Annotated in this window: 26 protein-coding genes; 9 read left to right on the top strand and 17 right to left on the bottom strand. The window is 43.4% G+C overall.

Features of this window, described 5'->3' with window-relative positions; translation table 11 throughout:
* Positions 1–28 precede the first annotated feature (28 nt).
* On the bottom strand, positions 29–334 hold the full coding sequence (locus tag GTQ48_RS14930) for a hypothetical protein (protein WP_032095579.1): 306 nt from the start codon (positions 332–334) through the stop codon (positions 29–31).
* A 103-nt stretch (positions 335–437) separates the two neighbouring features.
* On the opposite strand from GTQ48_RS14930, the gene GTQ48_RS14925 reads away from it, so the two are divergent.
* Positions 438–1,022: a uracil-DNA glycosylase family protein gene (locus tag GTQ48_RS14925; RefSeq protein ID WP_338023333.1), complete on the top strand. Its 585-nt coding sequence runs from the start codon at positions 438–440 to the stop codon at positions 1,020–1,022.
* A 34-nt stretch (positions 1,023–1,056) separates the two neighbouring features.
* Here the strand turns inward: GTQ48_RS14925 and GTQ48_RS14920 are convergent, their stop codons facing one another.
* The gene (locus GTQ48_RS14920; protein ID WP_163107383.1) at positions 1,057–3,297 is read right to left on the bottom strand and encodes a bifunctional diguanylate cyclase/phosphodiesterase; all 2,241 of its coding nucleotides are present in this window, start codon (positions 3,295–3,297) and stop codon (positions 1,057–1,059) included.
* Positions 3,298–3,438: 141 nt separating this feature from the next.
* Here GTQ48_RS14920 and GTQ48_RS14915 point away from each other — a divergent pair, with 141 nt between their 5' ends.
* Complete coding sequence (locus GTQ48_RS14915) at positions 3,439–4,347, top strand: TIGR03899 family protein (protein WP_163107382.1); 909 nt, start codon at positions 3,439–3,441, stop codon at positions 4,345–4,347.
* Between the two features lie 45 nt (positions 4,348–4,392).
* Here GTQ48_RS14915 and GTQ48_RS14910 read toward each other — a convergent pair whose 3' ends face one another.
* From GTQ48_RS14910 to dusA, 10 genes are all read right to left on the bottom strand, one after another.
* Positions 4,393–5,139 (bottom strand): phosphoadenylyl-sulfate reductase, encoded by a 747-nt coding sequence (locus GTQ48_RS14910; protein ID WP_163107381.1) that lies wholly within the window; start codon positions 5,137–5,139, stop codon positions 4,393–4,395.
* Entirely contained in the window at positions 5,129–6,850 is a 1,722-nt protein-coding gene (gene cysI, locus GTQ48_RS14905; RefSeq protein WP_163107380.1) for an assimilatory sulfite reductase (NADPH) hemoprotein subunit, read from the bottom strand. The genes GTQ48_RS14910 and cysI overlap by 11 nt, the downstream gene beginning before the upstream one ends.
* Entirely contained in the window at positions 6,850–8,685 is a 1,836-nt protein-coding gene (locus GTQ48_RS14900; RefSeq protein WP_163107379.1) for an assimilatory sulfite reductase (NADPH) flavoprotein subunit, read from the bottom strand. Before GTQ48_RS14900 ends, cysI begins: the two co-directional genes overlap by 1 nt.
* 165 nt (positions 8,686–8,850) lie before the next feature.
* Complete coding sequence (locus GTQ48_RS14895; protein ID WP_032095574.1) at positions 8,851–9,606, bottom strand: TIGR04219 family outer membrane beta-barrel protein; 756 nt, start codon at positions 9,604–9,606, stop codon at positions 8,851–8,853.
* 3 nt (positions 9,607–9,609) lie between these two features.
* Positions 9,610–10,602 carry a DUF2333 family protein gene (locus GTQ48_RS14890; protein WP_163107378.1) on the bottom strand — a complete coding sequence of 331 codons (993 nt, stop codon included), beginning with the start codon at positions 10,600–10,602 and terminating at the stop codon, positions 9,610–9,612.
* Between the two features lie 155 nt (positions 10,603–10,757).
* Positions 10,758–11,120, bottom strand: a complete 363-nt coding sequence (locus GTQ48_RS14885) for a hypothetical protein (protein ID WP_163107377.1) — start codon at positions 11,118–11,120, stop codon at positions 10,758–10,760.
* Positions 11,120–11,320: a PspC domain-containing protein gene (locus tag GTQ48_RS14880; protein ID WP_163107376.1), complete on the bottom strand. Its 201-nt coding sequence runs from the start codon at positions 11,318–11,320 to the stop codon at positions 11,120–11,122. Before GTQ48_RS14880 ends, GTQ48_RS14885 begins: the two co-directional genes overlap by 1 nt.
* Before the next feature lie 112 nt (positions 11,321–11,432).
* Positions 11,433–12,101: a phage shock protein PspA gene (gene pspA / locus GTQ48_RS14875; protein ID WP_163107375.1), complete on the bottom strand. Its 669-nt coding sequence runs from the start codon at positions 12,099–12,101 to the stop codon at positions 11,433–11,435.
* 671 nt (positions 12,102–12,772) lie between these two features.
* On the bottom strand, positions 12,773–13,096 hold the full coding sequence (locus GTQ48_RS14870) for a hypothetical protein (RefSeq protein ID WP_163107374.1): 324 nt from the start codon (positions 13,094–13,096) through the stop codon (positions 12,773–12,775).
* A gap of 193 nt (positions 13,097–13,289) precedes the next feature.
* Entirely contained in the window at positions 13,290–14,300 is a 1,011-nt protein-coding gene (gene dusA / locus GTQ48_RS14865) for a tRNA dihydrouridine(20/20a) synthase DusA (protein WP_239060150.1), read from the bottom strand.
* Between the two features lie 76 nt (positions 14,301–14,376).
* Between dusA and GTQ48_RS14860 the strand changes: the two genes are divergently transcribed.
* On the top strand, positions 14,377–14,520 hold the full coding sequence (locus tag GTQ48_RS14860; RefSeq protein ID WP_163107372.1) for a hypothetical protein: 144 nt from the start codon (positions 14,377–14,379) through the stop codon (positions 14,518–14,520).
* Positions 14,521–14,599: 79 nt separating this feature from the next.
* Here the strand turns inward: GTQ48_RS14860 and fghA are convergent, their stop codons facing one another.
* Positions 14,600–15,442, bottom strand: coding sequence for an S-formylglutathione hydrolase (gene fghA / locus GTQ48_RS14855; RefSeq protein WP_163107371.1), 843 nt, complete (start codon positions 15,440–15,442; stop codon positions 14,600–14,602).
* Between the two features lie 113 nt (positions 15,443–15,555).
* On the opposite strand from fghA, the gene GTQ48_RS14850 reads away from it, so the two are divergent.
* The 3 genes from GTQ48_RS14850 to GTQ48_RS14840 are packed head-to-tail and all read left to right on the top strand — an operon-like array spanning position 15,556 to position 18,644.
* The gene (locus tag GTQ48_RS14850) at positions 15,556–16,470 is read left to right on the top strand and encodes an acyltransferase (RefSeq protein WP_163107370.1); all 915 of its coding nucleotides are present in this window, start codon (positions 15,556–15,558) and stop codon (positions 16,468–16,470) included.
* Complete coding sequence (locus GTQ48_RS14845; RefSeq protein WP_163107369.1) at positions 16,467–17,360, top strand: acyltransferase; 894 nt, start codon at positions 16,467–16,469, stop codon at positions 17,358–17,360. Before GTQ48_RS14850 ends, GTQ48_RS14845 begins: the two co-directional genes overlap by 4 nt.
* Positions 17,361–17,363: 3 nt before the next feature.
* Positions 17,364–18,644 (top strand): mechanosensitive ion channel family protein, encoded by a 1,281-nt coding sequence (locus tag GTQ48_RS14840; RefSeq protein WP_163107368.1) that lies wholly within the window; start codon positions 17,364–17,366, stop codon positions 18,642–18,644.
* 76 nt (positions 18,645–18,720) lie between these two features.
* On the opposite strand, the gene GTQ48_RS14835 is transcribed toward GTQ48_RS14840, so the two are convergent.
* Positions 18,721–18,912 (bottom strand): hypothetical protein, encoded by a 192-nt coding sequence (locus GTQ48_RS14835; RefSeq protein ID WP_163107367.1) that lies wholly within the window; start codon positions 18,910–18,912, stop codon positions 18,721–18,723.
* Between the two features lie 399 nt (positions 18,913–19,311).
* Between GTQ48_RS14835 and GTQ48_RS14830 the strand changes: the two genes are divergently transcribed.
* Both GTQ48_RS14830 and GTQ48_RS14825 read left to right on the top strand, forming a co-directional pair.
* Positions 19,312–20,112: a DUF2884 family protein gene (locus tag GTQ48_RS14830; protein ID WP_163107366.1), complete on the top strand. Its 801-nt coding sequence runs from the start codon at positions 19,312–19,314 to the stop codon at positions 20,110–20,112.
* A gap of 293 nt (positions 20,113–20,405) precedes the next feature.
* Entirely contained in the window at positions 20,406–21,233 is an 828-nt protein-coding gene (locus GTQ48_RS14825; protein WP_163107365.1) for an NAD-dependent epimerase/dehydratase family protein, read from the top strand.
* A 234-nt stretch (positions 21,234–21,467) separates the two neighbouring features.
* Here the strand turns inward: GTQ48_RS14825 and GTQ48_RS14820 are convergent, their stop codons facing one another.
* The 3 genes from GTQ48_RS14820 to GTQ48_RS14810 form a co-directional block, all read right to left on the bottom strand.
* Positions 21,468–22,889 (bottom strand): sodium-dependent transporter, encoded by a 1,422-nt coding sequence (locus GTQ48_RS14820; protein ID WP_163107364.1) that lies wholly within the window; start codon positions 22,887–22,889, stop codon positions 21,468–21,470.
* Between the two features lie 215 nt (positions 22,890–23,104).
* A complete protein-coding gene (locus GTQ48_RS14815) occupies positions 23,105–23,830 on the bottom strand; it encodes an SDR family NAD(P)-dependent oxidoreductase (RefSeq protein WP_163107363.1) in 726 nt (241 codons plus the stop codon).
* A complete protein-coding gene (locus GTQ48_RS14810; protein WP_032095557.1) occupies positions 23,820–24,215 on the bottom strand; it encodes a thiol-disulfide oxidoreductase DCC family protein in 396 nt (131 codons plus the stop codon). The genes GTQ48_RS14815 and GTQ48_RS14810 overlap by 11 nt, the downstream gene beginning before the upstream one ends.
* Positions 24,216–24,372: 157 nt before the next feature.
* On the opposite strand from GTQ48_RS14810, the gene msrA reads away from it, so the two are divergent.
* Complete coding sequence (gene msrA / locus GTQ48_RS14805) at positions 24,373–24,918, top strand: peptide-methionine (S)-S-oxide reductase MsrA (RefSeq protein WP_163107362.1); 546 nt, start codon at positions 24,373–24,375, stop codon at positions 24,916–24,918.
* The last annotated feature ends 54 nt before the right edge of the window (positions 24,919–24,972 follow it).

Raw genomic sequence — 24,972 nt, 5'->3', positions numbered from 1 at the left:
TGCCGGCTTCTTATATTAACACTTCATTTTAATTTCTGTTTGCTGCAAGCGCGTTTAGCGACTCTTTGTGTGCAACAATGTCAATATGCATTTTTTCTTGATCGAATGTCATAGTGGCAATCGCATAATCGCCTTGGCTTTCGCTCGCGATATTAACAAGTTCTTGTTGAGCATTACGGAAACTAATGTTGTTGCCAATTGTGTTGGCCATACATTGGTTATTCATTTCGAACGTTTTAGCGTCCATACAATCGAAAAGCTGGTCACTACCAGAGTCCGCATGCGCTATGCCAAATGAAGCTAAAAGGGCTAAACTGAATACTACTTTACGCATGTCTTTTCTCCTTAAGTACATTATTGTACTGTTAGTATAAGAATACGCCATTTATGGGAAGTAGTCAATCTGCATCATAGCTTTGTGACAGTAATATGACAAAGTGAAATATTTGGAGAAAAAGTTGGCTGAATTTGCACACTTAGTACACCGAGCCAAAACGTGTTCACTCTGCGCCAGTGAACTATCTTATCCGCCACGCCCAATTTTATCTCTAGCGGAACGCACAAAAGTGCTTATTATTAGTCAAGCGCCAGGGTTAACGGCTCACAAAAACTATATCCCTTTTATTGACCCTAGCGGTACACGCCTGCGACAGTGGTTGGGCGTGGATAAAGAAACGTTTTACAAACCAGAACTGTTTTCCATTATGCCTATGGGCTTCTGTTTTCCAGGTTATAAGAATGGCGCAGATGCCCCACCTATGAAAATATGTGCTCCAACCTGGCATGAGTCTCTGCTTAATTTTGTAAAACCCGAACTCACCATTTTAATAGGACGTTACGCGCAGCAATACTACTTACCACAATATAAAACGCTCACCGAAGCCATAAAAATAGAGCACGAGAAATTTATAGCGCTGCCTCACCCATCTGGACGGAACAATCGCTGGCTGGCGAAGAACCCCTGGTTTGAAACACAAACAGTACCCACTTTACAAAAGACTGTCGCTGCTTTAATTGCCTAGGGCGTGTTGGACTTTGTTGTACGAGTTTCAGACTTTAAGTTTCGTCTCTAGGTAGCCTTGTGTTTTTTAGTAACTCAACTAACTGATCAAACGGTATTGGCTTGGCAAAGAAAAAGCCTTGAGCTTCATCGCAGCCAAGTTTAATCATATAGATTGCTTGCTCTCGAGTTTCGACACCCTCTGCAATGGTCAACAACCCTAGCTTGTTCCCCAGAGTCACAATAGTTTCTGCAAGCACCGCAGCGGAGCCTGGTTGGATATCTTTTACAAAAGAACGATCGACTTTTAGTCGGTCTAAGGGAAGCTGCTGCAAGTAACTCATTGAGGAGAATCCTGTACCAAAATCGTCGATAGCTATTTTCACCCCGTAGTCTTTGAGAACGCGCAATGCATCGATGACAATTTGTGGTTCATCCATGACCACGCTCTCGGTGATTTCTAGCTCGAGTAAACTTGGATCGCAATCAGCCTCGGTCAGCGCATTTTTGACTTTATCAACAAAAAATCGGTCTCTGAATTGCGGGATAGAGATGTTTACCGCTACCCGCAAGTGTCCATGACCAAGCTCTCTTAGCTGCTGAAGTCGTCGGCATGACTCTTCTAAAACCCACTCGCCAATATCAACAATAAGCCCAGAATACTCTGCTAGCGGCACAAAAACAGCGGGTGAAATATAACCACCGTTTCCATCAGGCCATCGCAGTAACCCCTCCATACCAACCACTTTGTCGGTCAGCAAATCTACTTGCGGTTGAAACCATAGCTCTAGTTTTCGGGCTGCGAAATCACTACGCAAACGTCGAATCATGTCTAGACGCCACGTTGTTTGGTCTTCAATATCTTTAGCGTAATACTCGAAATTATCGGTAAGCTTTTTCTTTGCGCGGTTTAAGGCGATGTTGGCTCGCTTAAGTAAATCGATGCCAATATTGCGATCATTATCTACTTTGCACAGGCCCACTTTTACTTTGACTGGCAACACATGCTCATCAACCACAAAAGACGAATCGAACAGGGCATTGATTACTTCGGGGCAAACATCACTTTCTGGGCCAATTAAGCCAAACACATCGGCCGCTAATCTGCTAAGACGTGTGGTGCTAGGCAACGTTGACTGCATTCTTTCGGCAATAGCTCGAAGTAAGTCGTTGCCGACTTCCTGCCCTAGCCCATCATTAACATCGGAGAAGTGATTAACATCAACAAGCGCGACGCAGCAATTTTTACTAGCGATATTGCCTGGGTTGTCCAGCATGTTGATAAATTGGTTTCTATTAGGAAGGCGGGTTAGCCAGTCTCTGAAAGCGGCGTTGCGAAGCTCGTGGAATAAATTAACGTTTTCATATCCAACGGAAATGCTTGATAAAAACACTTCCAGCAGATGTTTATCCAATTCATTAACACCCTGTGTTTGCCTCATATACACAGCAGCTTCAAAGCCAGCTCTACTTATGTATAAAACCGAACAGGATATATCGAATATATGTTGTTTTAATCGTAGGCAGCGATGCACATTTTCTGTAATTTCATCGTTATGAATGTTATTTACAGGCTGATTGATAAATTCAGCATATTCTCCCGCCGCTCCAAGCACATAAATATTTTCATCATCTAGGTCAAGCAGCGATCCTGCTCGCGCGCACAAAAGCCCCTCTGACTCCAGCCCAATCAGTGAGCTAATTTGCGTTACCACACCTTCACAAAATGCTTTTACCGAGTGTTCTTCAAACAAATTTGCCGAGGAGGCAATAATTTTTTCGAGACCAATGCGGCTTTGGCTAATAGTTATTATCTGTTGATAAGAGCGAATTGAAGAGATGATCGTTGTGAGCAGTTTAGATCGAGTAAGCTCTGTCTTGGTTTTGTAATCGTTAATATCGTAAAGCTTAATCACCTGCTCTTCAGGAGCAAAGCCAGGTTGACCGGTTCTAAGAATAATACGAGGCTCATTTAAGCCCATTTCTTCGCGGATGTACTTTACTACGTCGAATCCCGCGTCGTCGGTTTCCATCACTACGTCGAGAAGAATAATGGCAATGGTGTTGCCATATTCATGGAGGCGCTCTTTCGCCTCTTTAGCTGAGTGGGCGTGAATGAAGTTCAACTTACGATCGTTGACTATCAAATCAGACAGCGCAAGACGGGTTACCGTGTGTATTTCTTCATCGTCATCAACAATAAGAATGTTCCAGTCTTTCCCGAGCTTTAGCTCAATGTCTGTCGCATCATCATCTAAGAAGATAAGTTCGTCGTTTTCGTAGTCCGTTGCCGACATAACCGCTTAATTCCCCAATTTAAATAAAACATTACTGCGCACAACTGTTTCGAGCTTAACGATTACATTGATAAAACCGATGTGCAATGCAATAGTGACATCCTGTTACTCATTGTTACAAATGAAATTGCCACAACTTTTATGAAAATTAACCCACAGCATCTAACCCAAGAGGTAAAGAAAACGCCACCGCCTCTGCGTAGTAAAGAGGAGCCCGTTAATCCAGCGGCTCACACTAAGGAATCTACAAATAAAAATGCAGAAATTGAGGCGAGCAGGCAGCGTATTCTGTCTTGGTTTTCTAGAGTAGGTATTACCCCGTCGGCGCTGTCTTTAGATCCGAAAAAACAAGAACATGCACTCGAGCGACGTAAAAAAATACTTCAGATACAAAAAGCGAATAATTTAAAATCTATACTTAATATAGCACTAAATGTGACAATCAACGAACAAACAAGCGACAACCTTGATCCAGATTGGTTTTTTGCATTTAGCACGTTAGCTGAAGAAATTTATAGCGCGCCAATGCAAGAACTGTGGGGGAAAATTTTTGCTGTTGAAGTATCCAGGCCCGGTAGTTTTTCGCTGCGAAGCTTACAAACTCTGAAATCTCTTACACATCGCGATGCCAAAGTGTTTATCAAGGCGGTTAACGTAGCGAGTAAACAAAATAATGACTCTGTGCCGCGTATCTTAGTGGGTTATCACAAGAGAAAAAGGCTGCTTTCAATTTTCAAAAAACCTGTGCCAGAACAGATTAATCTCGCGAACGTAGGATTAAGCTATCCAGATTTGCTATCACTTCAAGAAATGAAACTGATTTATGCTAGTGAAATTGAAAGTGGTGAGTATAGAGAGGGACAACAGACATCATGGCGATGCGTTAACGACACCTTTACACTTACGTGCAAAACCCAAGGCGTAGCGCTGGTTTATTATAAGTTTACGCCCGTTGGTAGTGAGCTGTTTAAGCTTGTGGGGAAAAATACAAATCCGCTCTATATGCAAAATATAAAATCGATTTTAACTGAAGTGTTTAACATTGCATGAATGCTTGCCTCACACAAGTGAGACACATGCAGTCAGCCATGTAAATTAAATACCATCACCGAATTCGTGCAATCCGCACTCTCTTTTAAGACCAAAAAAGCGTGTATCTTGCTCTTCCATGCCCTCTTGCAACGACTGTGTGGTATGCCAGTCGCCAATAGACACGTAGCCTTGTTCCCAAAGCGGATGATAAGAGAGATTGTGCTCTTTTAGGTAGTAGTGCAGGTCTTTATTGCTCCAGTCTATAATGGGATAGAGTTTAAATTGCCCAGACACTTTCTGCAGAACAGGTAACTTCCCTCGAGAATCAGACTGACTGCGACGCAAACCAGCAAACCAAGTTCCAGCATTAAGCTCTTGCAGCGCTCTTTGCATGGGCTCAACTTTGTTAAGAGAATTGTAAGTTTCAATTCCCTCTATGCCTTGCTCCCACAGTCTGCCAAATCGAGCTTCTTGCCATGCTGATGACATATTCGCTTGATATACGTGTAGGTTAAGCTTGAGCTTAGCAACCAGTTCATCAATGAATTGGTAAGTCTCAGGAAACAAATAGCCCGTGTCGGTTAACACAACAGGAATATCTGGCTTTGCTTGTGTCAGCATATGCAGCATTACCGCTGACTGAGCACCAAAGCTTGAAGACACAATATGAGTATCAGGCAAATTTTCAAAGGCCCATTCCACTCGTTGTTGTGCCGTCATCGCTTCGAGCGACCCGTTGATATCAGCAAGCTCTTCCTTGCTGATATCTAGCGATAGTACCTGCTCTTTAACCGCCGTATTATTGCTCATAGAAATCACGCGCTGAGTCAACTACCGGTTTTACAACGCCGGTACGAACAACAAAATCTCCAAACCCTTCGCCGTCTTCTCGATTGCTAGCCCACTGACCAAACAGCGTATCGAGCTCTGACATAATTTCTTGCTCGCTGATATTTTCACGATACATCCGAGGGATACGTGTCCCCTCCCGATCGCCACCTAAATGCAGGTTGTACTTGCCAGGGCCTTTACCTACCAACCCGACTTCAGAAAGCATGGCACGACCACAGCCATTCGGACAGCCTGTTACGCGGAAAATCACGCTGTCATCAGCAAGCCCGTGTTTGGCTAATAGTCCCTCAAGCTCAGTAACAGCATCAGGTAAGTAACGCTCAGCTTCTGCCATTGCTAGCGGACAGGTTGGTAGTGACACACACGCCATTGAATCAAGACGTTGATTAGATACCGCAGGGGCAATTAATCCGTGCTTACGAGCCAATGCTTCTACTTTTTCCTTGTCGGCTGGCGCAACGCCGGCGATAACAAGATTTTGATTAGCCGTTAGCCTGAAATCGCCTTTATGGATCTTGGCAATTTCTGCACACCCTGTTTTTAAGGTCTTTCCTGGGTAATCTAGAATTCGGCCATTTTCGATAAATACGGTTAAGTGATAGTTACCGTCGATACCTTCTACCCAGCCAAAGCGGTCGCCACGTTCGGTAAACTCGAACGGACGACTCTCTTGAAACGTAACGTTTGCACGCTTTTCAACTTCAGCTTTAAAGTTATCTACGCCAACGCGTTCAAGGGTGTATTTGGTTTTTGCATTCTTACGATTAACACGGTTACCCCAGTCGCGCTGCACAGTCACTACCGCTGCGGCAATATCGAGCGTATTTTCTAGTGGAATATAACCAAAGTCAGTGGCTTTGCGAGGATATGTACTTTTATCCCCGTGAGTCATGGCAAGGCCACCACCTACTAATACGTTAAAGCCAACCAGCTTGCCGTTTTCTGCAATGGCAACAAAATTCAAATCGTTAGCGTGTACGTCAACGTCGTTTTGCGGTGGAATGACCACCGTGGTTTTAAACTTACGCGGAAGATAGTTATCGCCAAGAATAGGTTCAACTGGCTTCTCTGTGGTTTCCACTTTTTCGCCATCTAACCAAATTTCAGCGTAGGCACGTGTTTTTGGAAGTAAGTGCTCGCTAATCTTTTTAGCCCACTCAAACGCCTCTAAATGCAGTTCTGACTCTACAGGGTTCGAGGTACACAATACGTTTCTGTTTACGTCACCGGCTGTCGCAATTGAATCGATGCCCGCCTTATTCAGCATTTGGTGCATCGACTTAATGTTTGGCTTAAGTACGCCGTGAAACTGAAAAGTTTGTCGCGTAGTTAACCGAATACTGCCGTACAGCGTGTGATCGGAAGCAAACTTGTCTATTGCTAGCCACTGGTCGGGCATAATTACGCCACCAGGTAACCGCGCACGTAACATCACATTTTGCAGCGGCTCAAGCTTTTGCTTAGCACGCTCTGCGCGAATGTCTCTGTCATCCTGCTGATACATACCGTGGAAGCGAATTAACTGAAAGTTATCAGCCGTAAAGCCACCTGTAAGATCATCTTTCAGGTCAGTTTCTATTGTGCCGCGAAGGTTGTTACTTTCGCGCTTTAATCTTTCGTTGTCGGCTAATTTGCCCTCAACAACGAATGGAGAGTTTTCATTACTCATTAATAGACATCCTTCTGATAACGTTTCGCTTTACGCAACTCAACCACGTATGATTTTGCTTCCGCTTCTGACTTGCCACCGTGCTCTTGCACAATCTTGATCAGCGCTTCTTCAACATCTTTCGCCATGTGCATAGCATCGCCACACACATAGAAGTGAGCGCCCTGCTCTAACCATTCGAATACTTCTTTACCGTTTTCGAGTAGTCGATGCTGAACGTAAACCTTCTCTTCTTGATCACGTGAGAACGCTAACGTTATTTTGTCTAGCAAGCCTTCTTTTACATATCCTTGCCATTCAACTTGATACAAGAAGTCTTGAGTAAAGTGCGGGTTACCGAAAAATAACCAGTTTTTGCCTTCTGCTTCTTGAACATCTCGCTCTTGCATAAACGACCTGAACGGCGCGATACCTGTTCCTGGACCAACCATGATGACCGGCGTATTAGGATCGGCAGGCAAGCGGAAGTTATCGTTGTTTTCAACAAATACCTCTACTTCGCCGTTTTCCTCAAGGTATTCGCATAGGTAACCCGATGCGCCGCCCTGGTGACGCTCGCCAAAAGCTTCATAATCAACGTGTGCCACTGTAAGGTGAACCTCGTCTTCTACATCAGCCTGACTAGATGCAATTGAATAGAGTCGCGGCGTGAGAGGGCGCAGTGCGTCAACAAGTTGCTGCGCTGAAATACTGCCAACATGGTCGCGAACAATATCAATAATTTGTCTGTCTGCCATATAAGTACGAAGCTGTGCTTTATCTTCCATCAGCGCCGCCAAACTTTCAGACCCCGTCGCAGCCTGATAAGCCTTGATAAAATTAGGATAGCTAAGTGTTAACTCAAGCTTAGAGGTAAGCGCCTCTTTTAGCGTCATGGCACTTTCGGCCACGACTACCTCTGCGTTTTCATCAAGAGAAAGCAACGCAATAAGGTCATTAACCAACGAAGGGGCATTTTTAAACCATACGCCAAGGGCGTCGCCTGGTTTGTAGGTAATACCTGAATCTTCAAGGCTAATTTCGATATGACGAATATCTTTAATCGAGTCTCTGCCGGTGATTTTTTGCGATTCAATTAACGAGGCAGTGTAAGGCGCTTTCTTTGTGTATGTTTGCGCTGGGGCGCCCGCAACCGCGACACCAGTTTGCGCCGCAACGGCCGGAGCTGCTGAGGCTGTGAAATCTTCTTTCAACGAGTCGATAAAGCGGTTTAGCCACGCTTCTGCTTCGGCCTCGTAATCTACGTCACAATCTAAGCGGTCGATAACCGCAGTTGCACCTAATTTAGATAAACGCTCGTCGAAGTCTTTGCCGGTTTGGCAGAAAAACTCGTAGCTACTATCTCCAAGGCTTACTACGCCGTACTTTGTATTAGCTAACTTTGGCGCTTTTTTGCTTGCCACGTATTCATGCAGCTCAATGGCATCGTCTGGAGCATCGCCTTCACCATGAGTACTAACGAACACGGCAACGTGAGTTTCGCTTTTGAGGTTGCGGGCTTTATAGTCGGCCATGCTCACCAGCTTGCTGTTATACCCAGCGCCTTCCGCTTTCGCTTGGCACTCGTGCGCTAACGCTTTAGCGTTACCAGTTTGAGAGCCGTACAAAATAGTAAGAGTGGGAGCCTCTCCCGCTGACACAGGTGCCGCTTGTAGCGACGGCGCAACTGCCCCGCCCTGCGCAGCAGCCATACCCGCAGCATAACCACTCACCCATGTGAGCTGATCACGATTTAGACCAGCAATAGCTTGCGTGATCGCATTCCACTGCTGTTCATTTACTACCGCGCCTGGCGCTGAATTTGACACTGTTGTTGAGTTAGAATCTTTTGACATAGTCTTATAGCCCTTTTTCGATGTCGCTAGGCTAACGACTTTATTCAAGAAGAGAAAAGAATAAATGAGACTTTTTTATTACTGAATGTGCTTAAAAGCATTATTGAAATAAAAAAGGCGCAATCTGCATAGCAGAAGCGCCTTCATTAATACCTGTTACAAAGACTAGAAATGTAGCTCTAGCCCAGCAAATACGCCGTCAAACTCCATGTCGGCATAAACATCGTCTAAGTCTTCAATATCAACTGTGACATTTCTGTAACCTAGTTGCACCGTCATGTCTATGGCAATACTTTCGATAAAAGAATAGGCAACAGCCACTTGATAATCACTTAACTCATGGTCGTCAAAAGACAGATAGCTTCCCTCTGCATATGCAGACAACCCTGTAAACGGTAAACCAACCTGAATTTTTGAATAGGCCATTGGCACAATGCCTGAGAAATCTGCAGACCCTTGCGTCGCACTTGCTCTATCGTTTACTAGCAATGCACCATCGATGTATTTTGCATTGATACCTAAGTCGAAGCTTACCAAGTCGTTATCGAACAACTCGTAGTAAAGAATGAGATCGGTAGAGGTTAAATCAATATCAGTAGCAACTTCGCTGTTTGCCGTATAGAGCTGGCCGTCGAAAGTAAAGCTAGAGTCGAGTGTTGTTACACCTGAATTGTCTAGTGTTGTTTGGTTTATCTTAACATTCGGTAAAAAGGGAACCGGATGCTCTAATGCAATATACACCGACGAATTGGTTTCATCGTCAAAACTAAAGTTTGCCGTATTATTGGTATCGGCAAAGCCACCTGACGTGTCGGTTTGCCATGCCTGAGCCCCAACATAAACCCCAGCGATAGTATCAGCGTGTGAAGATACCGATACCAGTGCGCATCCGAGTGCGGCAACTAAAAGACTCTTTTTCATTCATTATCCTTGATTAAGAAGTTCAGATATTTCGATAAGTGCTGCATTGGCGCGAGAAATATAGTTAGCCATTACCAATGAATGATTAGCTAACATGCCAAAACCGCTTCCATTTAGAATCATTGGGCTAAACACTGACTGCTGTGTGGCCTCCAACTCTCGAATAATTTGCTGCATACTGACTAACGCATTTTTATCTTCCAGCACGTCGTAAAATTCTATTTCAACGGCCTTCAAAAAATGCAGCAAAGCCCACGACGCACCACGCGCTTCATAAAAGTTATCGTCTAGCCTCCACCAGCTTGTTTTCACCACACTTTGATTTGCCACGGGTGTAGATTGGCGAGCATTTCTATCGCCAGCCAAGTCAGTATTGATTCTAGCAGATCCAACGCTAGCACTTAACCTTTGCGAGTAGCTTCCCAATCTTTTTTCTACTTGCTTTAACCACTCTCTTAGATTATCAGCGCGGGTATAAAACTGGCTATTACTATTTCGCGTGCTTGCCAACTCTTCTCGGTATTGCTTTAGAAGCGCGATACCATCGGCGTAACTCGACTCTGATGAGGGTAGCGCCCAGCTTTTATGGTCCATATTAAACTTGGGGTGAGCCTTTGTTAAATATGGATTTTCCACTGATTGAGACTGAGAACGACTGAAATCTTTTCGCATAGATAAGGCTAAATCGCGTATCATTTCCAATGCCCCGAATTCCCATGCCGGCATATTATCAAGTAGAACACCGGGTGGCATGACGTCGTTAGATAAATAACCGCCTGGCTTATCGAGCAGGGTTTCTGATACATCAATCATTGCGGTGGTAATTGTATAACCTGCAATCTGGGTTGGATTTTCTACGGTAGAGGATGTTTTCAAGCGCTCTTTAATATCATACGTATCAGGCGATAAGCTCCAGTACCATCCTATAAGCCAGAATAAAATGACAAGTAGCACAGCGACAATCGCTATCCGTTTCGCGTTAATTGATTGTCTCATATAAACACCAACCTTCCTTTTTTACACAAAACAGCCGACCTGAGTCAGCTGTTTGAATTTTTATAATGACGAGAGAAATACTAACCCCAGTAACGGGTATTCCCTATATGACCACTTTTTAGTACCTGAATACAACTTAATTCGATTTATGATAACTATAACGTGTGGTGCATATTGTGCTCATTTTTCTGCGCGTATGATGCAGTATTACGCCTTTTCAATGCATATAGCGCAATTGCAATAACGATGATAGGCCAAAATGCACTGACACCTGCCAACAACAATGCAAATAATACCGCGCCAAGGGCGAGTACCACAGTACCCACTACGCTCAAGGCAACAACAAACCCAACAATAGCCAACACAATACCCACTAAAGAAAACACTGCTATATTCTCCCAAGGACTCAGCAATTCATCTGACATCACTAAATGCATTCCTAATGCATCCTCCACCACACTGCCGAGACAATTCATCAGCACGATGGCAATAACCAACGCTAATAGAAAATTTTTCATTACGCTAATCTCGGCAGTAAAATGACTGCAGCAAAGTATGCAAGCAAAATAATTGCTGGCATGAAAATCAGGGCTACCACCGCAGCGCCACGAACCCAGACTGCGTCAATATCAAAGTATCGCGCAACGCCTGCACACACGCCCGAAATAACACCTGAATCCAAATCTCTATAAATACGTTTTTGTGATGACAATTTCATGATTTTCTCCAACAATCTTCTATTTACTTAGCTTTTACTATTAGAAAGAACTTAGCGACTGCGCCTAAACCATTAGGCGCTTGTTTAACACCTAAGCTACTTCTATTAATGCTTAAGCTACTTTGTTTCTTTTAAGTTCCGCTAACTCTTGTTCAATCGACTCATCCGCTTCTAGTGCCTGAAACTCTGCCGATAGTGATGCCGCTTCACCTGATTTAGTGAGGTCGTATGCATCAACCTGCGCCTCAAGATAATCGATACGCTGTTCGTAGTTTTCAAAGCGTGACATGGCATCATCAATTTTGTTTTCGTGATCAGCCTGCTTCACTTTTAAACGGGTTTCAGCAGAGTGCTTGCGTTGAATGAGCACTTTTTGTTTCGCTTTAGCCTCTGCCATTTTGGCATTGAGACGAGAAGTATCATGTTGAATTTTCTCGATACTCTCAGCTAGGTGCGCTTCTTGTTCCTGCAGCGAGGATAATTTAGCCACGTACTTTTGCTTTTCAACCAACGCTGCTTTTGCGAGAGACTCTTTGTCGTTATTCATTGCAAGCTGCGCTTTACCCTGCCAGCTAGCAATTTCTTTATTCGTGTTGTCCATTTGACGAGCTAACGTTTTTTGTTGCGCGATATATCGAGCCGCGTCAGTACGTACTTCTACCAAGGTTTCTTCCATCTCTTGAATGATGAGACGAATAATTTTTTCAGGATCTTCTGCTTTGTCTAGCATTGCATTGATGTTGGCCTGAACAATATCGTTAATTCTTGAAAACATACCCATAATTATCTCTCCATAAAGATGTTGGCGAGTTATCAGCAATTAACTATTAATATAGATACGACGCTGACTTCTCTATTTCATTTTTGAAACTGTGGTTAGACACTGTAATTAATTGGGGAACCGCTCCACTTGTAATCACACTCTCCTAACGCTTTACTCATATAGGTATTACAATAGACGTGCCAAACCTTTAATACATTGATAAATATAGATTTTTATAAAAACACACATAAACTGGTGTTATCCGAGGCAACTAGAAAACGATAATTTAGTATTTTTAACCACCCTTGTTGTGAATTTAACCACATTGTTTTTGAGGCGCTGATTCTTAGTCTCGCGGCTACATTGAGGTGCAAGTGCTTAATATGCACTCGGGCAAAAAATATTCTCGTGCATGCTAGCTTTAGGTATTGATGCTAAAGGTGTGAATTACTTATTGTTAGGTAAAAGCTTAGCTCTGATATATCGGTGTGTTAGGTATTGGTGTATTAGGTATTGGTATATTAGCTATCGAAGTATCGTATTGGTGTCAGCGAGAACATAACTGCTGTTTTATGAGCAAGTTTATAAGTGCTATGACGAAAACGAAAAAAGCGCCAACGGGCGCTTTTTAAAATTCGTGATTTTTCTGGTGGCTTAGCTGTTAACTATGTTGGCAACTTTGCTGGTAATTAGTCAGCATCTTTTCCGTCAGCACCTTTTACATCGTTATCCTTTAAAAAAGCACCGGCAGTATCTGAATCATCGTTAGTTGAGGCGATGTCGGTAACGCTTACACTTCCCATATGTTGGGTGCGGGCGCCGTCTAACTCAAAATGGTAAGACGTATTAGCCACTGACTGATAAACATCTGCAGATAGCTCGTTTGTTGTCATCGTCACTGCGGTGGTTACCATGTTTTGTAACAACGAATTGAGCACTGACTCTTGTGCGCTAGCTGCACCGCTTGCCATGCTTGCTGAAAGTAAAGTTGCTGCGATTAGTGAAGTTTTCATAATTTCCCTCGAAAGTTTTGTCAGTACAACAACACGTTGTCGTTGCGATATAAAACATATAGCGAGAGGTGTGCCAACTTCTTAAACTTTGCTTAAAGCAATGATTTATATACTTAAAATAAAAACTAAATATTAAGCTGACTGAAAAAACATATTGAGCAAATATTAAACTTTAGTCAAAGGCACTAACCTGTTAGCTTTTTTGACCACTGCTTTGACTGTCTCTTTGGCTATTGTATTCGTCCAATTCTCGTTGTGCTGCCTCTACGGCACTCAACGCATTCATTAGCAACTCAGGATCAGGCGATTTTCCGGTGCCGTTTTGGCTTAAATAACGACGCCAGATACGACCACCAGCTTGCCCCTGAAATAAACCAAGCATATGGCGCGCTACATGCCACGGTTTGAAGTACGCATCTTCTTTGCGCTCAATGTGGCTCTCAATATATTTCTGCATTTTAAACACGGCCTCGCGGCGTGAAATACTTTTCGCCTGTGCATCACCAAATATTTCAGTATCGACGTTAGCCATAATATACGGGTTTGCATACACCTCCCTGCCAATCATCACACCATCTACACTTTCCAACTGTGTTTTGGTATCGGCTAAGGTTTTTACACCGCCATTTATGCTGATTGATAATTCAGGGTGGGTTTCTTTTATGCGATGGACTCGCGGATAATTTAAAGGCGGAATTTCACGATTTTCTTTAGGGCTTAACCCCTGAAGCCATGCTTTTCTTGCATGAACAATAAAAGTATCGCAACCAGCCCCTGCCACAATATCGATAAAACGAGCAAAATCTTCGTCCTCATCCATCTCATCAATACCAATACGACACTTCACCGTTACCGGGATATCGACCTCGGCCTGCATGGCTTTTACACAATTGGCCACCACATCAGGCTGCGCCATCAAACACGCACCGAAACTGCCGTTTTTTACTCTGTCGCTTGGGCACCCTACATTAATATTCACTTCGTCGTACCCACGTTCTTGAGCCAACACCGCGCATCGTGCCATGTCAGTTGGATCGCTTCCTCCAAGCTGCAGCGCTAAAGGATGCTCTTCGGTATTAAAACCTAAGTAGTCTCCCTTTCCAAAGATAATAGCACCCGTCGTTACCATTTCGGTATACAGCAGAGTGTGCTTTGAGAACAATCGTAAGAAATAGCGACAGTGTCTGTCTGTCCAATCCAGCATAGGGGCGACTGAGAACTTACGGTTCAATGGAGTGATAGACAAAACAGGTACCTTAACAAATTAAATAGGAAAATCGATGAGTTACAAACTATCTCGCTCTGCACTCATGATATTGATGACGGATTTCGCACTGAGATTTCATCATGAAAGAGAACGAAAGATAGCAACAGTATGTAAAGCGAGTGGACAAACAGTAACCACGTTTGAGGCCGCATTATAAAGTAATTTACTGACGTAGATAAGTTGGGAGTGAAAAAATAAGAAGACGCCGGAGAAAAGCCGACGCCTTTTAAGTAGCTTTAGATTAAGCCTAAGTGGCCCGCATGAAACTCAAGGTGATCTTCAATGAAGGACGCAATAAAGAAATAACTGTGGTCGTACCCTTCATGCATATTGAGCGTAAGCTGTGTGTCAGATTGCTGAGCACCGTGCACTAAGGCTTGAGGTTTAAGCTGCTCCTGCATGAACTCATCGCTTGTCCCTTGCTCTACTAGCAATGGAATACTGTGGGTCTTACTTGCTAGCAACAAAGCTGAGTCGTATGCTTTCCACTGCTCGGTATCCTCACCAAGATAATGGCTAAATGCTTTTTTACCCCATTCGCACTCAGTAGGATTTGCCACAGGGCTAAATGCTGACACCGAAACAAACCGATTAGGATTTCGCATACCGATAACGAGGGCACCATGTCCGCCCATTGAATGGCCGCTAAGTGCACGCTCCTTCGTTACCGGAAAATTGTTCTCAACCAGCGCTGGAAGCTCATCGGTAATGTAAGAATACATGTTGTAGTGTTTATTCCAAGGCGCTTGTGTGGCGTCGAGATAGAAGCCAGCTCCTAGTCCAAAATCGTAGGAACCATTTTCATCGTCGGGAACACCTTCCCCGCGGGGAGAGGTATCTGGCGCAACAATTGCCATACCAAGCTCACTCGCCAATTTCATAGCGCCCGCTTTTTGCATGAAGTTTTGATCAGTACACGTTAGCCCCGATAGCCAATACAGCACCGGCACTGGCTTTTCTTTACTGGCGAATGGCGGTAAAAATATGGCGAACGTCATTTCGCAATTCGTAGACTCTGACGGATGACTATAACGAAGGTGGGTGCCTCCAAATGCTCTGTTTTCGCTGATAAGCTTCATTACCGCTCCTTTATTCATGATTTTTGTACCTTTATCGACGAATCAGTAAAGGCTCTATCGGATTTTAGATCAAGTTCGTTTACACTAAGCGCCTAAATTTTGAGGTAAGTACAATGGTTAAAGCACTATTGCATCATATTGTCGGCACGATTTCTGTTATTTTCTATTTTGTTAACACGGTAATTTGGGCTACCCCTATTATCGTATTATCGGTATTTAAACTTATCCCAGTGGCGCAGTGGCGACGCTTTATCTCGTATCTTCTCGATACCTGTGCGACAGCGTGGATTGGCGTCAATAACATTAACCAGCGTATAAGTAGCGGCACTACCTTTCACGTAAAAGGTTTAGAGCAACTGACTCGTAACGACTGGTATTTAGTAACTGCGAATCACCAGTCGTGGGTAGATATTCTTGTTCTTCAACGGGTTTTCAACCGCAAAATTCCATTTTTAAAGTTTTTCCTCAAAAAAGAACTTATTTACGTGCCTATTTTAGGCTTGGCATGGTGGGCCCTTGATTTTCCATTTATGCGCAGATATTCAAAGTCATTTTTGGCTAAGCACCCTCACTTAAAAGGTAAGGACATGGAAACTACTCGCAAAGCGTGCGAAAAATTTCGCTCTAAGCCTGTGAGTATTATGAATTTCGTAGAGGGTACTCGTTTCACGCAGTCAAAACACGACAGACAGGCGTCGCCCTTTTCGCACTTATTAAAGCCAAAGGCTGGCGGCATTGCATTTGTACTTTCTGCAATGGGCGAGCAACTGCACAAACTCATTGATGTCACCATCGACTATCCTGGTGGCGTGCCCACATTTTGGGATTTTGTGAGCGGTAGAGTGCGCGATATTCGTGTCAATATTAGCGTTATGCCTATTCAAGAAATTATGGACAGCGGCATATTCCAAGACACTTACTTTGACGACCCTGATGTTCGAGTCCGTTTTCAAGCGTGGCTTAATGAACGCTGGCAAGCAAAAGACAACCTATTAGAAGAATTAAACGCAACGCAGAAGCCTTTATGATCCGTAACATTCTCGCTCCGATTACCTTCGTAGTTCATATCACACTGCAATTACTCAATTTAGCCTTTTGGGGTGGTCTTATCATCGCGTTAGGGCTGGTAAAACTACTACTTCCTAATGGCAAAGTTAGAACACTCTGGAATAGTATGATGCATGGCCTTATGTTTAGTTTTGGTCGTTTAAGCGTTTTACTTATTCGCCTTTTTAACAACATCGATATTGAATATGCGGTGCATGGGGAACTCGCGAAAGACAGATGGTATTTAATCATTGCTAACCACCTAAGCTATCTCGATATAATTTTGCTCATTGAATTTGCCACCAAGCGTATTCCAGCACCCAAGTTCTTTTTGAAAAAAGAACTGATATGGCTACCCTTTGTGGGTTTAGGGGCATGGGCGTTAGATATGCCTTTTATGCGCAGATATACTCGCGCGTACATTGAGAAGAACCCGCACAAGAAAGGTAAAGATTTAGAAACAACGAAAGCGTACTGTGAAAAATTTAGAACCGTACCCACTACGGTTATTAATTTTGTTGAAGGCACCCGGTTTACACCGCAGAAACACGCGTTAAAGAAAAGCCCCTATACACATTTATTACCGGCAAAAGCGGGAGGCGTTTCCTTCACTCTAGCTGCCATGGGTGAATTATTTACTAACGTTTTAGATATTTCTCTGCTATACCCACACAATAAGAAGCACCCTATGATGGCCATGCTGTGCGGCACCATGACGAAGATTGTCATTGATGTAAACGTCGTGTCGGTTCCAGAATTGCAACAGCACTCAACGCGCAATGAATCAGAATTCCGTCTTTATTTCCAAAATTGGTTGAACGACCTATGGAAAAATAAAGACTCACGTATCAAAAACCTTTTGGAGTCTTGATTGATGGAAGTGTCTACCTCTGTTCGCGACACCTTTGTGCACTTAGTACACGATGTATTTCCGAATCTTACTACGGATGAACCGCTTTATAACGTGCTGGCAGGAAGCAGTATTTTACTTGTCTCTGCTGTTATTTATATTTTTGCACGCCTGCTTATTCGCCCGACAATAGCACGCTGGGTGTACAGGTCTGATAATGCATGGGACAACGCACTACAAGAATACGGCTTCTTTAGACGCTTGATGCATCTGTTTCCAGCTATTTTTATTTATATCACTGCGCCCGTGCTCATTGATGAAGGTGCTGTTTTTCTTGGTCTAATGGTGAAAAGCTCGCAGCTTTACATGCTTTACAGCGCATTACTTGCATTATACGCCTTACTAAGCACAGTCGAATATGTGTACAACACATCTGCCCTAGCAAAACGCGCTCCTATTACTGGCTTTATCCAGGTAACTAAACTTGGGTTCGCCATTATTACTATATTATTAAGCATATCGCTGATTGTAGACAGAAGCCCTCTGCTCATCGTGTCTGGTCTAACTGCAATTGCCGCCGTTCTTCTTTTAATATTCAGAGATACCATATTAGGTTTTGTCGCCGGAATTCAAATTGCAGCAAATCGCATGTTCAATACGGGCGACTGGATCTCTATGCAAAAGTATGAGGTTGATGGTGAAATCAAGGAAATTGGACTCACCAACGTCAAGGTACAAAACTGGGATAAAACCATATCTACCTTACCTACCTATAGCTTAACAACAGAGGCCGTAAAAAACTGGCGTGGAATGCAAGAGTCTGGCGGACGCAGAATTAAACGCGCCATCCACTTAGATGTGCATTCAATAAAGCTTTGCGACAATGAAATGTTAGAGCGTTTTTCCAAGATTCGCTATATCAATGATTATATTGAGAAAAAGAAAAACGAACTGCAGGCTTACCACAGAGATTACTCAATTGATGAGTCAGACTTACTGAACAGTCGACGTTTGACTAACATTGGAACGTTTCGCGCGTATTTAGAGGCTTATTTGAGGAAGCACCCTCACATTCATCAAGAACTCACCCTAATGGTAAGACAGCTGCCGCCTACCGAGCTTGGATTACCACTGGAGATTTATTGCTTTAGCGCAAGACAAGAATGGGTGGATTACGAAAAAGTACAGGCTGACATTTTTGACCACGTTATGGCCATGCTTGAGCCCTTTGATTTAAGAGCATATCAACGAGATAGCCACTTAGGCGCACTGGTGAATAGAGGTTCCGAGTCACCTAAACCTTGATAAAAAATTTGCGCTAGAGGCAACATTGAAAGATAAAAAAACCGGCCTGTGCCGGTTTTTTTATTTGTTTGTGTTGTTAAGCCAGAGCATAACTCATCAAAAAGAAGATGACCAAACCGGTAACACCGAAAAAGCCATACTCTACTTTTTCTTGCATACCTTCAGCACCCGCTTTCGCTGAAATAAAGCCCATAATGATGCTGCTAAGCCCAAGCGTAAAGGCAATTAGCGCAACACCGAACATAATTGCATTAGTCCAATCAGCCATTGTGTTAACCCCTTAATTTAATTGGCCGTATTATGCATTAATTAAACCCTATTGAACATATTACAGTGGGGTTTAATTTTGTACTTTGTCTACAAGATTGATCTTAGTCAAAAAAGCTATTTTATTATTATTTTAGCCAAAAATTTAGGGAGCACGTTAAACCCTAAAAAACGTAAACTCATAAACCATTGAAAGTATTACTTTTAAATAAATGGCATCGGCATTGCTAAGTCTATAACTATAAACAAAGATAAATAGATTTAAGAAGAGACAACGCGAGAGACATAAAAGAGTAGGTGGTAGTTAGATTCACTATGGTATTTACGATTTATCTCAATATAGCGTTTGCTCACCCATACACAGTTTAATTTTCGTTACGTCACAATTAGGGAATTTACAATGTCGAACACGTTTTTACTTTCAGTTACTGTTGCCACAGCGCTAGTGAGTGGCCAAGCTATGGCCCATGATAATAGTTGCGATATCGAGCTAGATGGTCAGATTAAGTACTATCAAGGCAATCTCACTGTAGATATGGAAAATGGGTCAACACTCACCATCAATCCAAACCGGGATTTGTCAATAAACGGCGAGTCGGTAGCGCTTAATAAAGAGCAGCAAGTTTACGTTAACGACTATTACAATAGTATCGACACTGCTATTCCCATGACGTTAACTATTGCCAGTGAAGGTTTAGAGGTTGCCAGTGTAGCGGTAACCGAAGTATTTGGTGAACTACTTGGCAGTGACAGCGGCCTAGACAGTGATTTTCAAGCACTCTTCGATTCTCTAGACCAGAAGCTTGCTCGTTCGTTTTATGATGATGCTGGCAACATACGTATCGATTCCACACAGTTTGATGAGCCTGGCTGGTTTGACGAAAGCTGGGAGGCGGAGTTTGAAGCACAGATAGAGTCTTTAATCAGTGAATCAATGGGCCGTATTCTTATTGCCCTTGGAACACAAATGTTGTGGGAAGGAGGCGATATGTCTGAGTTTGAACAGAAAATGGAACGCTTTGGCGAAGACTTGGAATATCGTTTAGAAGCAAAAGCCGCTTCTTTAGAAGAAAAAGGTGAAGCACTTTGCGATGTTCTTAAAAAAGCAGATTATGCAGAGTCTAAGATGCAAGCCTCTATTGCCGGGCTTGATGAGCTTAACCTTATCGATTTAGACAGTCACAGCGAGATGAGAATGTAGGCTTAACACACTACTTTCCGAGTTTGTATGCCCTAGTAAGACATAGGGAACATCTATCCTGACACGGAAAGCTAGTGAAATAACGATAGCACTTACCGACAAAGCCGAACATATAATACATATGTTCGGCTTTTTGCTTTTACGCCAAGAAGTTTAAATACTACACGCATGGAGTAAGTCGTTCTTTGCCTGATATACTAATAGCCGAGATACAGTTACTACGTAAACTAGGGTTTAGACGCCAGTGCTGAAATACAAACATCTTAATTACAGGCATGAAGGACACGTAACAAATGCAGAAAAAAATAGTGATCACCGGTTACGGCTGGATGGCAGGTTATTTAGGCAATGCGTTATTAAGCAGCGATAGCCCTATCGACGCACATGTTGTGGGTACTACAAGAAGCGACGACAAGCTTGTGCAAATGTCTAAACAAAATATTACAGGTATTAAGTTTGCACTTGGTGATGACACTTCACGACTATGCCAATACATGCAGGATGCAACCTTCATTATTAACATTCCACCGGGTAGACGTAGCACTCAGCTAGACGGCTTCACTCAGCAGGTTATTGCCCTTATTAACGATGCGGTTGCAGCAAACGTAGCGCATATTATTTTTGTAAGCACCACGTCGGTGTATGGTGACAGCACTAATGAAACGCTCACGGAAACCAGTGCCCCTGCTCCTGAAACTGCATCAGCAAAAGCACACGTAGCCATAGAAGAACATCTTGCCTCGTTGTCATCTAAGGTGAATTACACCGTGCTTCGCTTAGCAGGCTTAGTTGGCCCAGACCGTCACCCAGCGCGCTCATTGAGCGGCCGTGAGTTACCCGCGGGTAATAAGCGAATTAACCTAGTACACATCGCCGACGTTGTTAAGGGATTGCTCGCAGTTATTGAAACGCCACAGCGCAATTGCACACTGCACTTATGTAGTGCACTTCACCCTAAACGCGGTGAATACTATTCTCGCGCTGCATCAGCATTAAACCTGCCTCTGCCACTATTTTCAGATACTGAATCTGAGGCAATGGGCAAGGTAATAGACGCTAGTGCAAGCTGGCAGGCGCTTGATATTACACCGGCCTATGCAAACCCAGACGACATGTATTGATGAATCTGTATTGATGAATCCGTATTTATGAATATGTAACGATGAAGCACTGGCGTTTAATACGACTATGCCGTCCTAAAAACTGCCAACGCTATTTAGGACGGAACCGTCAAATTAAAAAGGGGGTAGCAACTGCTACCCCCTTTTTTTGATGTTAATTTTATCTTTTAATTGGCTAACCCACAAAAGCGTTGACACTTTTGAAGGCGCAAAGGTATGGATAACCTATGGCATTTAACCAAACAGACTAAAATTAAAGTACTTCACCGCTACCGTGTTAACAAAAATAACGAGCAAAATAACCGGAATGAAGGTTTTCAATGAAATGTCGACGTATTTCTCAAACCAACTTCCTCTGTAGTTATCGCTGCCTTCTTCTAGCGAAGCATTGAAATTTGCAGTCTTCCAACGATACGTAACGAATAAGCAAATCAGCAGTCCGTTAAGCGGCAGTATGGTTTCGTAGAAGACGTCAATAATCACATCAAAAAACGATTTGTCGGCACCGGCGTAACTTACAAACGTTGTCAGCACGTCGATTTTTCCGAACGACAGCGCGCTCAATATGGCTAACACAATCATGATGCTGCCTAGTGATGTAAGAGCCCACTTACGACTTACCCCTTTCTCATCCATTAGTGCAGCAACGGGTACTTCAAAGATAGAGACCAATGAGGTAATTGCAGCAAAAAACACTAACAAGAAGAATAAACTGGCTACTACAGATGCGCCTAAATAGCCGATAGATTCTTGTAATGCTAGGAAGATACTGGGTAGATAAGTAAATATCATACCTACCGACGACTCGCTTAAGTCCTCTGGATTAATCTCTGGATTAAACGAGAATATTGCAGGTAGGATCATCAAACCGGCGGTAAACGCTACGGCGGTATCCATAAGCGCAACGAGCTTCGCAGACGTAGGAACGTCTGACTTTTTGTCGATGTAACTACCATAGGTAATGAGAATACCCATACCTAGTGATAGTGAGAAGAAAGCCTGTGCTAACGCTCCGTTTATCACCGACGCGTTTAATTTAGAAAAATCAGGCACGATGTAAAACTTAACGCCCGCCATCGCATTGTCTTGAGTGAGTACAAAAATCACCAAGCCAATAAGCATAACGAACAACGCTGGCATTAGCAGCTTCGCTGCTTTTTCAATCCCTTCTTTAACACCACCTTGCAGTATTAAATAGACCACGCCAACAACAACTGCCATATACGCAAAAATAGACGGCGAATTGATGAAAATTCCAAACGTGTCGGGGTTAGCCAACAGATCTAGATTACCGCTAACGGCTTCGTATAAATAACCGAAAATCCATACGGTGATCACCATATAAAACACGGCAATCATAAATGGGGTAGCAATGGCTAACCACCCTGCAAGCTTCCACTTTGGACTGTTATTGCTAATTGCGCTGTAGGCGCCCAATGGATCTTTTTTAGCATGACGACCCACTGACATTTCAGCCATCATCACAGGTAAGCAAATGGCAAAAACGAATATGGCATACATTAATAGAAATGCGCCCCCGCCGTTTTTTGCTGCCCCTACTGGAAAGCCAACCAAATTACCAATACCAACTGCAGAGCCTGCAGCTGCCAAAATAAAACCTATGCGCGATCCGAACTGTTCTCTGGCCCCGCTCATATCCCTTCCTCTTGTTGAGTTATTGTTATGTTTATTAGGATGGTATGTTTTGAAATGACTCGCAACGGCGTCAACGCCCAGTAGTTCTGACCATTTAAGAGTATTGTAGACTCTATAGGCCAATCAATACGCTGCACCATACCCAAGAAAGTATGGTAACAGCAGTGTAATAAAAAGTCTTGATGTTGGGCTCAACGAAATAGTAACAAAGCGTATTACCAAGTTACCACTTCACCGTCCCAGTCAATAAAATGGCAAGGTTGGTCGCGATCTAGCTTAGATACGTGGGTAAATAGCTGATCGGCTGTAAAGGCTGGCGTGAACAGTTTCTTCTCTGCCACGTTTTTCTGAAAGGGTTTTGACAATTCGGTGTCTACTGTACCGGGGTGATAACACACCAGCATGGCATTTTTCACTCGGCGCTTGTATTCAATGGACGCGGTTTTAACCAGCATATTAAGCGCAGCCTTAGAAGCGCGGTACCCATACCAGCCACCAAATCCATTATCGGATATGCTGCCAACTCGAGCGCTTAGACAAACGACAGTGGCATGGCTTTTATCCATTATGTTCACTAGGTGCTTAAGCCACAGAGCAGGAATAATTGAATTCACGGCAAAATAGGAAGCCAGTGCGCTTTCGCTCATATCTTCTAAACGCTTCTCAGGGTTTACTCCTAAGTCGTCGTCTTTTAATACGCCTGTCGTCACAACCACATTATTAAGCTTGACGTCTTGGCTTTTCAACTCCTCCACAAAAGCAGAAATACTTGCTTCATCATGCTCGGCAATGGCTTTCGCGGTGACAGTGTCAGGCCAATTACTGTCTTTAAAACCACTTCGACTCACCGCAATAACCTCATCGCCATTATCTGCAAATCGACTAACTAACGCATTACCGATGCCGCCTGAGGCACCAATTATTAGTGTTTTACTTGTCATTGGGCTCTCCTGGTATACAGCGCTCGCAGCTGCGCTTTTTGCCTGTTAATAAATAAGAAATTGTGTATCTGTGTTTTGCAAAAATGTTGTAAAACCCGTCGGCAATAATGCGAATGCCTGGCCAACGCAAAGGCGCATAAAGCCAACCAACGCCTACTGCTTTCCACGCTTCATGGGTAACATCTAAGCCAGTTATCAAGGTTCCATCCTCTCGAAGTGCATGAATTCTTGCATTCAATGCATGCCAGTCTAATGTGGGGTAACGCTCACTAAAATCTGGCTCTTGTATGTCAACGAGTGTTAATCGATTGTGCTTGTCTCGCTTTCTCAAGTGCTTCATTTCAGTCATGCACAGCGGACAATAGCCATCATAAAAAATAATCACTACAAAACCTCAAGTTAATTGGAAACGTACTAAAGCGCACGCGGTATGTATTTTTGTATTTGTTATTCATTTATACGCTAAAAAAACATGCTTGGATGACTTGAGTTAGACGCAGGTGGAACCCACACTACAGTCATTGAAATTGAGAGGTTTAATCATGGCAAATTTACAGGTCGCCACATTGGCAGGCGGATGCTTTTGGTGCATAGAGTCAGCGTATAATACCGTTGAGGGTGTGGAAAAAGCGATATCGGGGTACGCCGGCGGCGAAGAGCCGTCCCCCTCTTACCAGTCGGTTTGTGGTGGCAGTACCGGACATGCTGAGGTGGTGCAAGTTACCTTCGATGCAGACACCATTGGCTATCGTGAAATACTGGAAATCTTTTTTGCGCTGCACGATCCAACTCAGCTTAACCGTCAAGGTAATGATGTGGGTACGCAGTATAGAAGCGCGATTTTCTATCATAACGAAGCGCAAAAAGAAGAGGCGGAAAAAATAATTGCTGAGATTACCGCTGAAGAAATTTGGCCCAACCCCGTTGTTACCGAGATAGTTGAAGTGAACAATTATCATCCGGCCGAAGACTACCATCAGGATTACTTCAAAAATAATCCGCAAAATCAGTATTGCTCGATGGTATTGGCGCCCAAACTGGCGAAGTTTAAAAAGACATTTGCATCGCGACTTCGCAAAGACGTTTAACAGAAAAAAGGGTCTATCAATCAAGCCGATACGGATAATTGGGTCTAGAAGTTA

Source organism: Alteromonas genovensis, assembly GCF_010500895.1.
Lineage (GTDB): Bacteria > Pseudomonadota > Gammaproteobacteria > Enterobacterales > Alteromonadaceae > Alteromonas > Alteromonas genovensis.
This window is presented reverse-complemented; position numbering and strand designations above follow the sequence as displayed.

What these genes read in the sequence shown, in the direction of transcription:
- GTQ48_RS14850 (WP_163107370.1), top strand. Translation starts at nt 15,556, where the DNA reads ATGGTTAAAGCACTATTGCATCATATTGTCGGCACGATTTCTGTTATT.
- GTQ48_RS14900 (WP_163107379.1), bottom strand. Translation starts at nt 8,685, where the DNA reads ATGTCAAAAGATTCTAACTCAACAACAGTGTCAAATTCAGCGCCAGGC.
- GTQ48_RS14895 (WP_032095574.1), bottom strand. Translation starts at nt 9,606, where the DNA reads ATGAAAAAGAGTCTTTTAGTTGCCGCACTCGGATGCGCACTGGTATCG.
- GTQ48_RS14885 (WP_163107377.1), bottom strand. Translation starts at nt 11,120, where the DNA reads ATGAAAAATTTTCTATTAGCGTTGGTTATTGCCATCGTGCTGATGAAT.
- cysI (WP_163107380.1), bottom strand. Translation starts at nt 6,850, where the DNA reads ATGAGTAATGAAAACTCTCCATTCGTTGTTGAGGGCAAATTAGCCGAC.
- GTQ48_RS14845 (WP_163107369.1), top strand. Translation starts at nt 16,467, where the DNA reads ATGATCCGTAACATTCTCGCTCCGATTACCTTCGTAGTTCATATCACA.
- GTQ48_RS14840 (WP_163107368.1), top strand. Translation starts at nt 17,364, where the DNA reads ATGGAAGTGTCTACCTCTGTTCGCGACACCTTTGTGCACTTAGTACAC.
- GTQ48_RS14820 (WP_163107364.1), bottom strand. Translation starts at nt 22,889, where the DNA reads ATGAGCGGGGCCAGAGAACAGTTCGGATCGCGCATAGGTTTTATTTTG.
- msrA (WP_163107362.1), top strand. Translation starts at nt 24,373, where the DNA reads ATGGCAAATTTACAGGTCGCCACATTGGCAGGCGGATGCTTTTGGTGC.
- GTQ48_RS14835 (WP_163107367.1), bottom strand. Translation starts at nt 18,912, where the DNA reads ATGGCTGATTGGACTAATGCAATTATGTTCGGTGTTGCGCTAATTGCC.
- fghA (WP_163107371.1), bottom strand. Translation starts at nt 15,442, where the DNA reads ATGAAGCTTATCAGCGAAAACAGAGCATTTGGAGGCACCCACCTTCGT.
- GTQ48_RS14830 (WP_163107366.1), top strand. Translation starts at nt 19,312, where the DNA reads ATGTCGAACACGTTTTTACTTTCAGTTACTGTTGCCACAGCGCTAGTG.
- GTQ48_RS14890 (WP_163107378.1), bottom strand. Translation starts at nt 10,602, where the DNA reads ATGAGACAATCAATTAACGCGAAACGGATAGCGATTGTCGCTGTGCTA.
- GTQ48_RS14870 (WP_163107374.1), bottom strand. Translation starts at nt 13,096, where the DNA reads ATGAAAACTTCACTAATCGCAGCAACTTTACTTTCAGCAAGCATGGCA.
- GTQ48_RS14930 (WP_032095579.1), bottom strand. Translation starts at nt 334, where the DNA reads ATGCGTAAAGTAGTATTCAGTTTAGCCCTTTTAGCTTCATTTGGCATA.
- GTQ48_RS14915 (WP_163107382.1), top strand. Translation starts at nt 3,439, where the DNA reads ATGAAAATTAACCCACAGCATCTAACCCAAGAGGTAAAGAAAACGCCA.
- GTQ48_RS14880 (WP_163107376.1), bottom strand. Translation starts at nt 11,320, where the DNA reads ATGAAATTGTCATCACAAAAACGTATTTATAGAGATTTGGATTCAGGT.
- GTQ48_RS14920 (WP_163107383.1), bottom strand. Translation starts at nt 3,297, where the DNA reads ATGTCGGCAACGGACTACGAAAACGACGAACTTATCTTCTTAGATGAT.
- GTQ48_RS14860 (WP_163107372.1), top strand. Translation starts at nt 14,377, where the DNA reads ATGAGTTACAAACTATCTCGCTCTGCACTCATGATATTGATGACGGAT.
- GTQ48_RS14825 (WP_163107365.1), top strand. Translation starts at nt 20,406, where the DNA reads ATGCAGAAAAAAATAGTGATCACCGGTTACGGCTGGATGGCAGGTTAT.
- GTQ48_RS14910 (WP_163107381.1), bottom strand. Translation starts at nt 5,139, where the DNA reads ATGAGCAATAATACGGCGGTTAAAGAGCAGGTACTATCGCTAGATATC.
- dusA (WP_239060150.1), bottom strand. Translation starts at nt 14,300, where the DNA reads ATGCTGGATTGGACAGACAGACACTGTCGCTATTTCTTACGATTGTTC.
- GTQ48_RS14815 (WP_163107363.1), bottom strand. Translation starts at nt 23,830, where the DNA reads ATGACAAGTAAAACACTAATAATTGGTGCCTCAGGCGGCATCGGTAAT.
- pspA (WP_163107375.1), bottom strand. Translation starts at nt 12,101, where the DNA reads ATGGGTATGTTTTCAAGAATTAACGATATTGTTCAGGCCAACATCAAT.